This is a genomic window from Proteus columbae (genome assembly GCF_009914335.1).
GTDB lineage: Bacteria > Pseudomonadota > Gammaproteobacteria > Enterobacterales > Enterobacteriaceae > Proteus.
On record NZ_CP043925.1, the window covers coordinates 3,023,921 to 3,037,877 of the forward strand.

The following is a 13,957-nucleotide window of genomic DNA, read 5'->3' on the forward strand; positions in this document are numbered from 1 at the left end:
ATTTAATAAAGATATTCTAAAGCCAATAAAAACTTATTTCTGTTTTTAGGAGAGTTTATGGAAAGGCCCATAGTACTTTTATGGATACAAGTTATTTCAGTATTATTTTTGGGTGTAAGTTTATTTATATTAGTTGCTGGGGCTCCGATTTATTTATTAGCAATGGCAATGGGTGGCGGCCAAACAATGCTAGTGGGATTGTTCATCATGCTGTGTCTAATTATAACAATGATAATGCAAGTTACAGTATGGATAAAACTAGCTAGAAATAGTAGAAATGCTTACTCTTTTTTAAAAATTTCATGGGTATGTTTATCTATTTCGCTCTTTTTTATACTTAGTATTTCGATGTCATTAACAAATATGTCTGAAGTTAGCTTTGTTGTTTTTTCTATTATCGTTATCTTAACGCATCGACTCTTTTTCTCTGAAAACGTAATTGCTTATTTTGAAGATAAACAAAAAGATAGCGAAAGAGAAACAAGTATTATTAGTCAATAAGTTAATCATCAAACAAAAAAATATCGGATATTAAATATCCGATATTTTTATATTAAACACGCATTAAGTGTTATTACTCAATTGTCGTATTAGTTATTACGACGCCAAGCTGTTCCTTGAGGACCATCTTCTAAAACAATCCCCATCGCTGTTAACGCGTCACGAGCAACATCAGCTGCCGCCCAATCTTTATTTTTACGAGCATCATTACGCTGTTGAATTAATGATTCAATTTTTTCAACTTCACCAGCATCATCCGCTTTAGCACCACTTTGTAAGAAGTGCTCAGGCTCTTGCTCTAACAAACCTAATACTTTAGCAAGCTTACGTAACACTGCGGCTAAGCCATTCGCCGCATTCATATCAACCGATTTTAGACGATTAACTTCACGTGCTAAATCAAACAAGACTGAATAGGCTTCTGGTGTATTGAAATCATCGTTCATAGCGTCAATAAATTGCGCTTCAAACACTTCGCCACCTACTGGTTGAGCATTTGCATCAGTGCCACGTAATGAAGTATAGAGGCGCTCTAATGCAGTACGAGCCTGTTTTAAGTTTTCTTCCGTGTAGTTAAGTTGGCTACGATAATGGCCTGATAATAAAAAGTAACGCACTGTTTCAGCATCGTAATAAGCCAATACATCACGAATAGTAAAAAAGTTATTAAGTGATTTAGACATTTTTTCTTTGTCTACCATCACCATACCAGAGTGCATCCAGTAATTAACATAAGGACCATCATGGGCACAAGTTGATTGCGCTATTTCATTTTCATGATGAGGGAACATTAAGTCTGAGCCGCCACCATGAATATCAAAATGATGTCCTAACTCTTTACCATTCATCGCAGAACATTCGATATGCCAACCAGGGCGACCGTCTCCCCACGGAGATTCCCAGCTTGGCTCACCCGGTTTGGACATTTTCCATAAGACGAAATCCATTGGATTGCGTTTTACGTTAGCCACTTCAACTCGAGCACCGGCTTGTAGTTGCTCTAAATCTTGGCGAGAAAGTAAGCCATAATCAGGATCAGTATCAATAGCAAACATGACATCGCCATTGTCAGCAACGTAAGCATGTCCACGTTTAATTAGCGCTTCTGTTAATTCAATAATTTCTGCAATATGGTGCGTTGCACGCGGCTCTGAATCAGGGCGAGCAATATTTAATGCATCAAAGTCTTTGTGCATTTCAGCTAACATACGAGTGGTTAATTGCTCACATGTTTCATTATTTTCAATCGCACGTTTGATGATTTTATCATCTACATCAGTTACGTTACGAACATAGTTAACATCGTATCCTAAGTAACGCAGATAACGGGTTATGGCATCAAAAGCCACAAATGTACGTCCATGACCAATATGGCATAAGTCATAAATAGTGATGCCACACACGTACATACCTATTTTTCCTGCATGGATAGGTTTAAATTCTTCTTTTTGGCGAGTGAGAGTATTAAAAATCTTTAGCATCAGTGGACGTTCCCGTTTTCAACTGTACGTGTTTATTACGTTTTTATATAAAAGAAAATAACAACTACTATAACATGATATTAATCAGGATATTGGATCTTGAAGACAAAGCAAACTCAAGATTAAGGTTTTTATCTTACTCTGCTTAGCGCTTATTTTCACTGTTCAATCGTTGATAGCGAACAATCAAACTTCTATTATTTGGCTAAATTTTGGCGAAAAGTGTTTTTTCCTTCTATTACTGATTTATTTAGCAAGAAAAAGTAGAGCGAGAAAAAGATGCATACTGACTAAATTAGGCAACTGTGATATAAAAACGGGACTGTTGTTTATGCCCAAATCTGGGTAAAGCTAAAATTATATTAGGATCTGAATATGGTTACTTTTCATACCAATTACGGCGATATCGTGATTAATACATTTGCAGACAAAGCACCTGCAACCGTAGAAAATTTTTTAGACTACTGTAAAGAAGGATTCTACGATAACACTATTTTCCACCGTGTCATCAATGGTTTTATGATCCAAGGTGGTGGCTTTGAACCGGGTATGAACCAAAAAGCGACCAAAGCACCTGTAAGAAACGAAGCAAACAATGGCCTAGCAAACAACCGCGGTACATTAGCAATGGCTCGTACAAACGATCCACATTCTGCTACTGCTCAATTCTTTATCAACGTTGCAGACAACGATTTCTTAAACTTCCGTGCTGAAAACGCAAATGGTTGGGGATATTGTGTCTTTGCTGAAGTTGTTGAAGGCATGGACGTTGTGGATAAAATTAAAGCGGTTTCCACTGGTCGTAGTGGTTTCCACCAAGATGTTCCTCGTGAAGATATCGTCATTAAAAGTGTCACGGTTAGCGAATAAGCCTCACTTTTTATGTGTACGCTTTTTATTGCAGACCTGCATCTAAGTGAACATGAACCGGCAATCACTGCCGGTTTTCTTCGCTTTTTAAAAGAACAAGCCATTCATGCAAAAGCACTTTATATCTTAGGTGACTTTTTTGATTTTTGGATAGGTGATGATGATCCCAATCCTTTACATCAACAAATTGCTCAAGCTCTGATGACGTTAAAAAAGGCAGAAGTGCCTTGCTATTTTATTCATGGAAATCGTGATTTTTTAATTGGCTCTCGTTTTGCAAAAGAGAGTGGTATCACCTTACTTCCACAAGAAAAAGTGCTCGAAATTGAACAGCACCGTATCTTAATTTTACATGGTGATACGCTTTGTACTGACGATGAAGCTTATCAACGCTATCGTAAAAAAGTACACAATAAATTTATTCAGCGCCTATTCTCACTACTGCCTCTATTTATTCGACTGCGTATCGCTGACAAAATGCGCTCACGTAGCCAGCACGAAAATCAGTACAAATCAGATGCCATTATGGATGTGAATCCACAGGCTGTGATAGATACTTTTAAACATTTCAATACAGAATGGATGATCCACGGTCATACGCATCGCCCAGCAATTCATACAGTCAACATTGATGACAAAATACATTATCGTGGTGTATTAGGTGCTTGGCATACTGAAGGTTCTATGTTTAAAGTGACTGCTGAAAAAATAGAATTGATTCATTTTCCCTTTTAAGTTGTTTCGCTTATTTTCTTCATAAAAAGGCTGTTTTTTCTTTACGCAAACGTTTTCCTATGCGTGTTAGCGTGATACTATCATGCTCAGTTTATTAGGCTATATCCGTTTATGCTTACAGGAGCAGTTAAGTAATGTCTTCTCAAGTTGGTCTAAATACCTCTTCCGCTCGTATCGCCATTGTAATGGGCTCTAAAAGTGACTGGACAACAATGTCTCATGCCGCTGATGTACTAGACGCACTACAACTTCCTTATCATGTTGAGATTGTCTCTGCACACCGTACCCCTGATAAGCTATTTAGCTTTGCAGAACAGGCAAAAAGTAATGGCTTTGATGTCATTATTGCAGGAGCGGGTGGTGCAGCCCATTTACCGGGTATGCTCGCAGCAAAAACACTCGTTCCTGTATTAGGTGTTCCTGTTCAAAGTGCAGCATTAAGCGGTGTTGATAGCCTTTACTCTATTGTACAAATGCCAAAAGGTATTCCTGTAGGAACATTAGCAATTGGTAAAGCAGGCGCCGCCAATGCTGCTTTATTAGCCGCTCAAATTTTAGCGTTACACTCACCTGCTATTTTTGAAGCACTAACAGCATGGCGCACAGCACAAACTGACGATGTATTAAATAACCCAGATCCAAGGGAGGCACTATGAAGCCAGTTTGTGTTCTTGGAAATGGTCAATTAGGGCGAATGCTAAGACAAGCTGGTGAGCCTTTAGGAATTGCGGTTTATCCAGTAGGATTAGATGCAGAGCCTGAAGCCGTTCCCTATCAAAAAAGTATAATCACAGCTGAAATTGAGCGCTGGCCTGAAACTGCACTCACCAAAGAGTTAGAACGTCATACTAACTTTGTAAACCGTGATATTTTTCCATTACTTGCTGATAGATTGCCTCAAAAACAACTTCTCGATGAATTGGACTTAGCAACAGCACCTTGGCAACCATTAACGTCACCAACACAATGGTCTGATATCTTCGCTCAACTGGGTGATTTTATTATTGTAAAGCGCCGTATTGGTGGTTATGACGGCCGTGGTCAATGGCGCATTCATCCCGGTGAAGAACAGCAATTACCTGCTGAAATTTATGGTGAGTGTATTGTTGAACAAGGCATTCCCTTTTCAGGTGAAGTTTCACTAGTGGGCGCGAGAAATAGCAATGGTGACTGTGTTTTTTATCCATTAACACACAATCTTCATCAAGATGGCATCTTACGCATGAGTGTTGCATTACCAACCCCTGCATCAGAACTACAACAATCAGCAGAAAAAATGCTAACTGCCATCCTTAATAAACTCAATTATGTTGGTGTAATGGCGATGGAGTGCTTTATCGTTGATAATAAATTACTTATTAACGAATTAGCTCCTCGAGTTCATAACAGTGGTCATTGGACACAAAATGGAGCCTCAATTAGCCAGTTTGAATTACATCTACGTGCAATTTTAGATTTACCCATGCCAAAACCTGAGGTTTGCCAACCGGCAGTCATGGTTAATTTGATTGGCACTGATGTCAATCCTCAATGGCTTTCATTGCCATTAGTTCATTTACATTGGTATGAAAAAGAAGTGCGCCCTGCACGTAAGGTTGGGCATCTCAATCTTGTGTACCGCGATAATCTCCCTCTGAAAGAGACACTAAAATCATTAAGCTCAATGCTCGATGATGCCTATCAGTACCCTATCAAATGGGCTTTAGAAAAATTAAGCTAGCAGTCCGACTCATAAAGTTAGAGAATAATAGCCTTTAAACGAACAGACCTCAGATAAAGAGGTCTGTTATTCGCTATTTTCTCCTGATTATTCAGGTTACTGCACCCATTTGATGGAGTCAGGATGCAAGTCAAGCAACAGATTTTTGGGCCCGCTTATCAGTGGAGTATGCTGATATTATTAGGTTTTGTGTATTTTTTAGCTACCGCAACCACATTTACCTCTTTAGGTGTTGTTCTTCCTAGTATGATAAACGAGCTAGAGTGGAACTGGACTCAAGCAGGCCTTGGCTTTACGTTATTAGGATTAACCTGCGGCCTTGCAAGTTTTTTACCTACATTACTGATCCGTAAATTAAGTGTTCGCCTTACACTACTTATTGGGTTGATCATTTTTGTCAGTGGTTTCTATTTTCTTTATGAAACATACACCATTGCACGTTATTTTCTTGGTACTGCACTGTTAGGTATTGGTTTTACGCTACTAGCTACCGTACCTGGCACTTATGTTATTTCTCGCTTATTTGAAAAACAGTCCTTTGCCTTTGGTGTCTATTTTACCATTGGTGGATTAGGTGGTGTTGCTGGACCTTGGATCTACTTTTTAGCAACCCATTTATGGCATACATGGCGAATGCACTGGCTTATTTCAGCAATCACACTCACTGTCGTTACTCTTCTCACCATTTTATTTTTACGCGAAGGTAGTAAAGAGCAAGAACACGCAAAAAAAATTAGCCAACTTCAAACCACAAAACGTATCTATCAAACTAAAGAGATTTGGACAGCTCGTCATGCTTTAAGAACATGGCAATTTTATGTTATTGCTGCGACTTACACGGCCTTTTTATGGTGTGGGATCACAGTTAATAGTTTTGCTGTTGCACATATTATTGAAAATGGTTTTGGTGAAACTATTGCCGCGACACTATTAAGTAGTATGGCATTTATCAATGCTTTCTCGCGCTTAGCCGGTGGAGCTATTGGTGAATGGTTAGAACCTAAAAAATTACTTATCGCAAGCTTAAGTATTATCATCATAGGGTTACTTGCGCTAAGTATGGCTAATTCTTGGGTTTACCTGATCTTATTTACGGTTTGTGTCGGTATTGGTTATGGCATGACGTTTTTGGCATCAAGTATATTGCTTGCTAACTATTTTGGTCGCTCACCTTACCTTGAGCTATTTTCAGTAATGAATTTAATTTCAACACTGGCTTGTTTAGCTCCCTTCTTTGCTGGGGCAATCAAAGATATTTCAGGTAGTTTTACACCGGCATTCTTGATTTTAACCATACCTGTTTTACTGATTTTAGCGGTCACTCTGTTTATGAAACCACCCGTTTATCCTAAATTTCAGCATGCCAGTAAGCAACAAGAAGAACCTAAAGTAACTAGGTAATTAAACCTATATAAAAGCATTTTCTAAGGAGATGTTAAGCTGATGAATGATGCATTAATAATAAAATACTCAATAGGTATAGGCATTGCTTTAGCCTGTTTTGTCGGTTTTTTCGTTGTATCTCTTTTTCATGATAAGAAGAAAAAGCGCCGTAGAAATATTATTATTCATATCAGCCAAGCGGTCTTTCTCTGTAGTTTAGTCATTATCTTAAGCCAATATTGTGAAATGGCTGTCGTTGATTTTAATCTCCATTTCATCTCTTTTAGGATGATTAATTTCTTTACCTATGTCGCTATCGCGTTAATTTTAATGCGTAAATTTTTCTTATTGATTAATTTATTAGAGAAATCACAAATTAATAAAGGGAGCGATCCTACTTCAGCTCGTATTATTTCCCGCATATTTAAAATCACCCTTTTCGTCATTATCATCTTACTGTTTGGTGAGCACTTTGGTATGAGCTTATCTGGTTTAATGACCTTTGGGGGATTAGGCGGTATTGCCATTGGTATGGCAAGCAAAGATGTGATGAGTAACCTTTTTTCAGGAGTGATGCTCTATTTTGATCGCCCTTTTAATATCGGGGATTGGGTACGTTCTCCTGATCGTAATATTGAAGGCACCGTGGTAGAAATCGGTTGGCGTATTACGAAAATTATTACCTTTGATCATCGCCCTCTTTACATTCCAAACTCTGTTTTTTCCTCTATTAGCGTAGAGAATCCCGGTAGAATGACCAATCGACGCATCGAAACAGAATTAGGTTTACGTTATGAAGATTCAGATAAAATAGGTGCCATTGTTGAGGACATTCGCACTATGCTGATGCAAAATGATAAAATTGACACTCAACAAACCTTATTAGTTTATTTTAATCAATTTGCAGACTCTTCACTCAATATCATGGTGTATTGTTTTACCAAAACGACAGTCTGGGCGCAGTGGCTTGAAGCTCAACAAGAAGTCTATTTGAAGATGATTGATATTGTGCATAAACATGGCGCTGATTTTGCTTTCCCATCTCAAACTGTTTATATCGAAAAGTATTCGCCTATCGCGCAATAATAGAAGATAGATAAGTTTATTTTCTCATAGACTTATCCATTCACCCACTTATAAAAATGGTGATTTATGCACTCAAAACGCATAAATCACCTTAGTTATCTTTTAACTTATTTCAATCACATTCACAACCAAGTATATTGTTCGCCAATTCTTCTATTGATAAAAACGCGAGTATAATGAAAAAAATGAAGTTGGCATGTCACCCTACTCTTTCACACTATTTTTATTGTGAACGTCCGATAGTTGATATTGTTGATGCAAATTTAACGCAAGTATCAGCAGTAGTGTTGTCATTGTCAGATATTGAGTCTGGCGAATTAGATCGCATTTATCAAACAGGCTTTCAACTACCCGTATTTATTGCAGTTAATCTCAATGATGCAATCAATGCTGAATTGCTTAATCAGGTTTCAGGGGTTGTGATTACGGATAAAAGTGCACATCAAAAAAATAGTACGTTAATTAATAAAGCGGCACAGCAATATGAAGAGAGTCTGACCACACCATTTTTTTCACGCTTAGTGAATTATGTTGCCGAAAAGAACGTCGCTTTTGATTGCCCAGGTCATCAAGGCGGGGAATTTTTTCGTCGTCATCCTGTTGGCGAACAGTTTTATCAATATTTTGGTGAGAATCTATTTCGCTCTGATCTCTGTAATGCTGATGTGGCAATGGGTGATTTGCTTATTCATGAAGGAGCACCTTATGATGCCCAAACTTTTGCCGCGCAAGTGTTTAATGCCGATAAAACCTACTTTGTTTTAAATGGAACATCCTCTTCTAATAAAGTTGCTTTAAATGCCTTATTGGCACCAAATGATTTAGTGCTATTTGATAGAAATAACCATAAATCCAATCATCATGGCGCACTAATTCAAGCAGGAGCAACACCTGTTTATTTAGAGACGGCTCGCAATCCCTTTGGCTTTATTGGTGGCATTGATGCTCATTGCTTTGAAGAGCACTATTTACGCCAACAAATTGCAGAAATTGCGCCAGAACGCCAATTCGATAAACGCCCATTCCGTTTAGCGGTTATTCAACTGGGCACTTATGACGGTACGATTTACAACGCAAGGCAAGTGGTTGATAAAATTGGTCATCTTTGTGATTACATTTTATTTGATTCTGCATGGGTGGGCTATGAACAATTTATTCCAATGATGAAACAGTGTTCGCCTTTGTTACTAACGCTTAATGAAGACGATCCTGGTATTCTCGTTACTCAATCAGTTCATAAGCAATTAGCTGGATTTTCACAAACCTCACAGATACATAAAAAAGATGCTCACCTTAAAGGGCAATCACGTTATGTTAATCATAAACGTATGAATAATGCTTTTATGATGCATGCATCTACCAGCCCATTTTATCCCCTTTTTGCGGCTCTTGATGTCAATGCAAAAATGCATTCTGGCAAAAGTGGTGAAGCAATGTGGATGAGTTGCGTAAAACAAGGCATTGAAGCCCGTAAATCATTACTAAAACAGTGCCAATTTATTAAGCCTTTTATTCCTGAAATCATCGATGGAATTGCTTGGCAAGATCACGACACAGATGAAATCGCTCACGATCAGCGTTTTTTCAATTTTATTCCTAATGATAATTGGCATTCATTTGAAGGTTACGCCGCCAATCAATATTTTGTTGATCCTTGCAAATTAATGCTTACAACGCCAGGGATCGATCCTCATACAGGGGAATATGAATCTTTTGGTGTACCTGCATCTATTTTGGCAAGTTATCTACGTGAACACGGCGTTATTCCTGAAAAAAGTGACCTCAATTCAATCTTATTCTTGCTGACTCCCGCAGAGCATCAAGCGAAGTTTGAGCGCTTAATTTCTTTGATTGTTCAATTTGAAAAGCACTTAGTTGAAGATGTGCCATTAAAACAAATATTGCCTTCTGTTTGTCGTCAATATCCATCTCGTTATCAGGGTTATACATTGCGCCAACTCTGTCAGGAAATGCATGATATTTGTGTCAGATACAATATCAAGTTACTGCAAAAACAGATGTTTAGAAAAAGTCACTTTCCTAAGCGAGCACTAAGTCCACAACAAGCTAATATTGAGTTTGTTCGTGGTAATATTGAATTGTTACCTTTAAATAAATTAGCAGGCCGAATTGCTGCTGAAGGTGCTTTACCTTATCCGCCGGGTGTTTTATGTGCTGTACCTGGTGAAATTTGGAATGGTGCTGTTTTACGTTATTTTCAGGCTCTTGAAGTCACTATTAATCAACTTCCCGGCTTTTCAACTGAACTTCAAGGGGTTTATATTTATGATGAAAATGATGGCAATAAGCGAATTTATGCTTATGTTATAAAAGAATAATTATCTTATCTTTCCCTATAAAAAATGCTGATGTTTAATAACATCAGCATTTTATTTAACTCTATTTATAAGCCTTATTTATTTCAACTATTCGCCTTGAATTCGTCGATACTGCCCTTTATCTTGCAACAGCCTGACGCCTAATATACTGCCACATAATGAAAGTAATAATGCCGCAACAATAGGTACGGTGATCCACATTCCCCATTGTGGTTGCCAAGGGAAATTAAACACCGATATTTGTAATAAGCTTAATGCGACCTCAGCACCAATCGCTGCAGCTAATCCTGCCATTAAACCTAATAATGCAAATTCGGCCCAAAGAGTCCGTCTTAATAATGATTTACCAGCACCTAATGTTCGATACACCACCAGCTCAATGCGTCGTTGTGTCATTCCTACCTGAATTTGAGCAACTAACAATAACGCACCACAGATCATGACCAATCCAACCATAATCTCTAATGCTCGACTGACTTGCTGTAAGATTTGTTGAACTTGCTGAATTAATGCGCCTGTATCTAACACGCTTACGGTTGGAAATTGCCGATTCAGCGCAGTAATTAACGCACCTTCACCATTGTAATAAAAGCTACTCATCCATTTTTCCGGCTGATTACTTAATCCTTCTTCAGAGAAAATAAAGAAGAAATTAGGGCGCATATTTTCCCAATCAACATGGCGAATACTAGTAACAATGGACTTAAATTCACGAGTATCACCGACAAATGTTAATTCATCACCCAACTTGATTTCGAGTTGCTCTGCAACGCCTTGATCAAGAGAAACACCATTACCGACAGGTGGCCAAGTTCCTTCAACAATGACGTTATCTTTAGGTAATTCACTGTGCCATGTTAAGTTAAGCTCACGACGAACCGTATTATTGCCAGCATCACGTTTATCAGCCCACTCTTTGGCATTATGCTCATTAACCTGTGTTAAACGCGCTAATACCACAGGGAATGCATCCGTAGGTTCAACCTTATATTGTGCCAACAAGGTATTAATTTCTTGAACTTGAGGTGCAGACATATTGATTAGAAAATAGTTAGGACTATCTTCTGGTAATTGCTTTTGCCATTTTTCCAGTAAATCACCTTGAATAAGGACTAAAAGCGTTAACAACATAAATGAAAGTGCGAAAGCAGCAAGCTGAGTCATCGTTTGAAATGGTTGTCGTAATAAACGAGTTACTGCTAAACGCGCACTGAGTTGGCGAAATTTAAACTGCTTTAATACCCATAATCCTAACCAACCAATTATTCCAAGTAAAAAAGCAATAACAACAACACCAAATAGAATTGACCAGAGTAAAACGCCTGTTCCCGCAAAAAGCGTTAAAGCACCGACAATAATTAAGCCCACTATCGGTAAATAATAACGAAGAGGCCATATAGGGGCCGTAGTATCACTTCTTAATACTCGAGAAGGTTGTGTTGCCATTAATTGATAGTAAGGTCTTAATCCTGTTAATAAAGCAATTAACAGTAAAGAGCCCACAGACCATATCCATGGCAAAAAGCTCGCCTCAGGCAAACTTTTTGGTAAGACTGGCGCTAAAATTTGTAGCAGTATTGTCTCAAAAACAAGTCCGACTAATGAGCCAACAATAATTGCGCCAATGAGGATCACACCCCATTGCCCAACAATCCACTTTCTCAATGCGCGTTTATCTGCCCCTAACGTTTTTAATACCGCAATTAAAGTATGACGACTACGGCAATAATGAGCCATTGAAACGGCAACTGCCGATATAGCAAGCAATAGCGTTAATAGCGCTGAAAGTAAAAGAAAGTTTTTCGCACGCTCCATTGATTGTGAAAGTGCTCCACTATCTTGCTTTAAACTATTCCAACGCTGATCGGGTTTTAATAGTGGGTCGAAGCGTTGCTGATAACTATCAATTACGGACTCATTACCTGCAAACATATAGCGATAAGTCAGACGGCTTCCGGGTTGCACTGCTCCAGTTGCTTCAACATCATCAAGATTAATTAAAATACGGGGGGCGATTTGAAAAGGATTAAACCCGCTGTCTGGCTCTTGAATTAATACACCACCAATAGTAAATGAGGCATCGCCTACATCAATTTTATCACCAACTTTTATATCAAGTAATTCAAGTAATCTGGCACCAACAAGCGCAGTTCCTTTTTCAGGTTTTAACCCTGCGGGCTCTGTTTCTAACTCACCATACAGTGGATATAATTTATCCACAGCTTTCACCAGCGCAAGCTGAGGTGTATCGCCTTCAGGAGCATAAGACATCGTGGTGAATTGCATTTGGCGACTGAGAGTTAACCCTTCCTTATTCGCCTCTGTAAGCCAGTTTTCATCAACGGGATAAGATGCACGTAAGACTAAATCGCCAGCAATTAAATCACGACTTTGAGCGTAAATACTTTTATCAATGCGATCACCTATACGCCCTAAAGCAAGCACACAAGCAACCGCTAGCGCTAAAGAGAGCCAAACAATTAATAGTGCAGGAGAGCGCCATTCACGCCAAAACCAACGCCAAATCATGACTCCTCCTTAAGTTGTCCATCTACTAATCGTAATCGTCTTTGGCAACGAGCTGCCAGCTCATTATCATGAGTCACTAAAATTAATGTTGTTGCATAATCTCGGTTAAGAGAGAACAGCAAGTCAGCAATTTTATCGCCTGTTTTACGATCAAGATTCCCTGTTGGCTCATCAGCAAAAAGAATAGCTGGCTGAGTACAAAATGCTCTTGCTAATGCAACGCGTTGTTGCTCACCACCAGACAGTTGTGCTGGCATATGGTATAAACGTTCGCCTAATCCTAACAGCTTAAGTAAATCAACTGCACGTGCATGACTGTGCTTTTCTGACTCGCCTTTTAATAATGCGGGCAACTGCACATTTTCAAGTGCATTCAATGTTGGGATCAACATAAATGATTGAAAAACAAAACCAACATGTTGAGCGCGTAATTTAGCTCGCTCTTCTTCATTCATTTTTGTGAGATCTTCACCCATTAAATGCACGCTGCCAGAACTACCATCATCTAATCCAGCAATGATCCCTAACAGCGTCGATTTACCCGATCCTGACTCACCAATTAACGCAATTGTTTGTGCAGGCTCGACAACTAACTCAACACCCTGCAATATAGAGATCTGACTATCACCTTGTCCTACTTGTTTGGTTAACCGATGAACTTCAAGAACCTTTTCCGTCGACATACATTTTTCCTTATCGTTATGATGATGTTTAGCTTTAAGGCAATTGCTGCTGATACCTTTTTAATCTTTGGTGACAGCTTGAGTGCAGGATATCGTCTTCCAATTGAAAGTGCATGGCCACAACGCCTTGCTGATAAATGGAAAACAACCTACCCTGAAATTAATGTTGTTAATGCAAGTATTAGTGGTGAAACTGCCTTTCAGGGGAAAAATAGGCTTCCTGATTTATTAAAACAGCATCAACCTCGTTGGGTTTTAATTGAATTAGGTGCAAATGATGGCTTACAGGGATACCCTGTTGCACAAACAAAAGAGGCATTACAAAACATCATTACACAAGTAAAAGATGCCGGTGCAACGCCACTTTTTATGCAAATAATGATTTCACCTAATTATGGTAAACGTTATACACAATCATTTTCAGCGATCTATCCAAAACTCGCTGAAGATAATGCGCTTCCTCTACTTCCTTTTTATATGGAGCAAATCGCTGATAAGCCTGAGTGGATGCAAAATGACAGCATACACCCCAATGAAGATGCTCAGCCTTTTATTGCTCAGTGGATGGATGAAACATTATCCCCTTACTTAACACGTTAGACTATTCTGACAGTAGTTGACGTAGATTAA

The 13,957-nt window shown here is 38.7% G+C and carries 12 protein-coding genes; 9 read left to right on the forward strand and 3 right to left on the reverse strand.

Annotated elements, in window-relative coordinates:
* The first annotated feature begins 57 nt into the window (after positions 1–57).
* Complete coding sequence (locus tag F1325_RS14235; protein ID WP_109371321.1) at positions 58–501, forward strand: hypothetical protein; 444 nt, start codon at positions 58–60, stop codon at positions 499–501.
* An 89-nt stretch (positions 502–590) separates the two neighbouring features.
* Here F1325_RS14235 and cysS read toward each other — a convergent pair whose 3' ends face one another.
* Positions 591–1,982, reverse strand: coding sequence for a cysteine--tRNA ligase (cysS, locus tag F1325_RS14240; protein ID WP_109371323.1), 1,392 nt, complete (start codon positions 1,980–1,982; stop codon positions 591–593).
* A gap of 375 nt (positions 1,983–2,357) precedes the next feature.
* On the opposite strand from cysS, the gene ppiB reads away from it, so the two are divergent.
* From ppiB to F1325_RS14275, 7 genes are all read left to right on the forward strand, one after another.
* The gene (ppiB, locus tag F1325_RS14245) at positions 2,358–2,852 is read left to right on the forward strand and encodes a peptidylprolyl isomerase B (protein ID WP_006533972.1); all 495 of its coding nucleotides are present in this window, start codon (positions 2,358–2,360) and stop codon (positions 2,850–2,852) included.
* A gap of 12 nt (positions 2,853–2,864) precedes the next feature.
* Positions 2,865–3,587: a UDP-2,3-diacylglucosamine diphosphatase gene (locus F1325_RS14250; protein WP_109371325.1), complete on the forward strand. Its 723-nt coding sequence runs from the start codon at positions 2,865–2,867 to the stop codon at positions 3,585–3,587.
* 134 nt (positions 3,588–3,721) lie between these two features.
* Positions 3,722–4,243, forward strand: coding sequence for a 5-(carboxyamino)imidazole ribonucleotide mutase (purE, locus tag F1325_RS14255; RefSeq protein WP_109371327.1), 522 nt, complete (start codon positions 3,722–3,724; stop codon positions 4,241–4,243).
* Complete coding sequence (gene purK / locus F1325_RS14260; RefSeq protein WP_109371329.1) at positions 4,240–5,307, forward strand: 5-(carboxyamino)imidazole ribonucleotide synthase; 1,068 nt, start codon at positions 4,240–4,242, stop codon at positions 5,305–5,307. Before purE ends, purK begins: the two co-directional genes overlap by 4 nt.
* A gap of 123 nt (positions 5,308–5,430) precedes the next feature.
* Entirely contained in the window at positions 5,431–6,708 is a 1,278-nt protein-coding gene (locus F1325_RS14265) for an MFS transporter (protein WP_109371331.1), read from the forward strand.
* A gap of 42 nt (positions 6,709–6,750) precedes the next feature.
* The gene (locus F1325_RS14270; protein ID WP_160230617.1) at positions 6,751–7,776 is read left to right on the forward strand and encodes a mechanosensitive ion channel family protein; all 1,026 of its coding nucleotides are present in this window, start codon (positions 6,751–6,753) and stop codon (positions 7,774–7,776) included.
* A gap of 176 nt (positions 7,777–7,952) precedes the next feature.
* Positions 7,953–10,115, forward strand: coding sequence for an ornithine decarboxylase (locus tag F1325_RS14275; RefSeq protein ID WP_109371335.1), 2,163 nt, complete (start codon positions 7,953–7,955; stop codon positions 10,113–10,115).
* Positions 10,116–10,202: 87 nt separating this feature from the next.
* On the opposite strand, the gene ybbP is transcribed toward F1325_RS14275, so the two are convergent.
* Positions 10,203–12,644 carry a putative ABC transporter permease subunit YbbP gene (ybbP, locus tag F1325_RS14280; RefSeq protein WP_109371337.1) on the reverse strand — a complete coding sequence of 814 codons (2,442 nt, stop codon included), beginning with the start codon at positions 12,642–12,644 and terminating at the stop codon, positions 10,203–10,205.
* The gene (gene ybbA / locus F1325_RS14285; protein ID WP_109371339.1) at positions 12,641–13,327 is read right to left on the reverse strand and encodes a putative ABC transporter ATP-binding protein YbbA; all 687 of its coding nucleotides are present in this window, start codon (positions 13,325–13,327) and stop codon (positions 12,641–12,643) included. The genes ybbP and ybbA overlap by 4 nt, the downstream gene beginning before the upstream one ends.
* On the opposite strand from ybbA, the gene tesA reads away from it, so the two are divergent.
* Positions 13,298–13,927 (forward strand): multifunctional acyl-CoA thioesterase I/protease I/lysophospholipase L1, encoded by a 630-nt coding sequence (gene tesA, locus F1325_RS14290; protein WP_109371341.1) that lies wholly within the window; start codon positions 13,298–13,300, stop codon positions 13,925–13,927. The genes ybbA and tesA overlap by 30 nt on opposite strands.
* Positions 13,928–13,957 lie beyond the last annotated feature (30 nt).

Coding starts and splice junctions, on each gene's coding strand:
- F1325_RS14235 (WP_109371321.1), top strand. CDS start 58: ATGGAAAGGCCCATAGTACTTTTATGGATACAAGTTATTTCAGTATTA.
- cysS (WP_109371323.1), bottom strand. CDS start 1,982: ATGCTAAAGATTTTTAATACTCTCACTCGCCAAAAAGAAGAATTTAAA.
- ppiB (WP_006533972.1), top strand. CDS start 2,358: ATGGTTACTTTTCATACCAATTACGGCGATATCGTGATTAATACATTT.
- F1325_RS14250 (WP_109371325.1), top strand. CDS start 2,865: ATGTGTACGCTTTTTATTGCAGACCTGCATCTAAGTGAACATGAACCG.
- purE (WP_109371327.1), top strand. CDS start 3,722: ATGTCTTCTCAAGTTGGTCTAAATACCTCTTCCGCTCGTATCGCCATT.
- purK (WP_109371329.1), top strand. CDS start 4,240: ATGAAGCCAGTTTGTGTTCTTGGAAATGGTCAATTAGGGCGAATGCTA.
- F1325_RS14265 (WP_109371331.1), top strand. CDS start 5,431: ATGCAAGTCAAGCAACAGATTTTTGGGCCCGCTTATCAGTGGAGTATG.
- F1325_RS14270 (WP_160230617.1), top strand. CDS start 6,751: ATGAATGATGCATTAATAATAAAATACTCAATAGGTATAGGCATTGCT.
- F1325_RS14275 (WP_109371335.1), top strand. CDS start 7,953: ATGAAAAAAATGAAGTTGGCATGTCACCCTACTCTTTCACACTATTTT.
- ybbP (WP_109371337.1), bottom strand. CDS start 12,644: ATGATTTGGCGTTGGTTTTGGCGTGAATGGCGCTCTCCTGCACTATTA.
- tesA (WP_109371341.1), top strand. CDS start 13,298: ATGAACTTCAAGAACCTTTTCCGTCGACATACATTTTTCCTTATCGTT.
- ybbA (WP_109371339.1), bottom strand. CDS start 13,327: ATGTCGACGGAAAAGGTTCTTGAAGTTCATCGGTTAACCAAACAAGTA.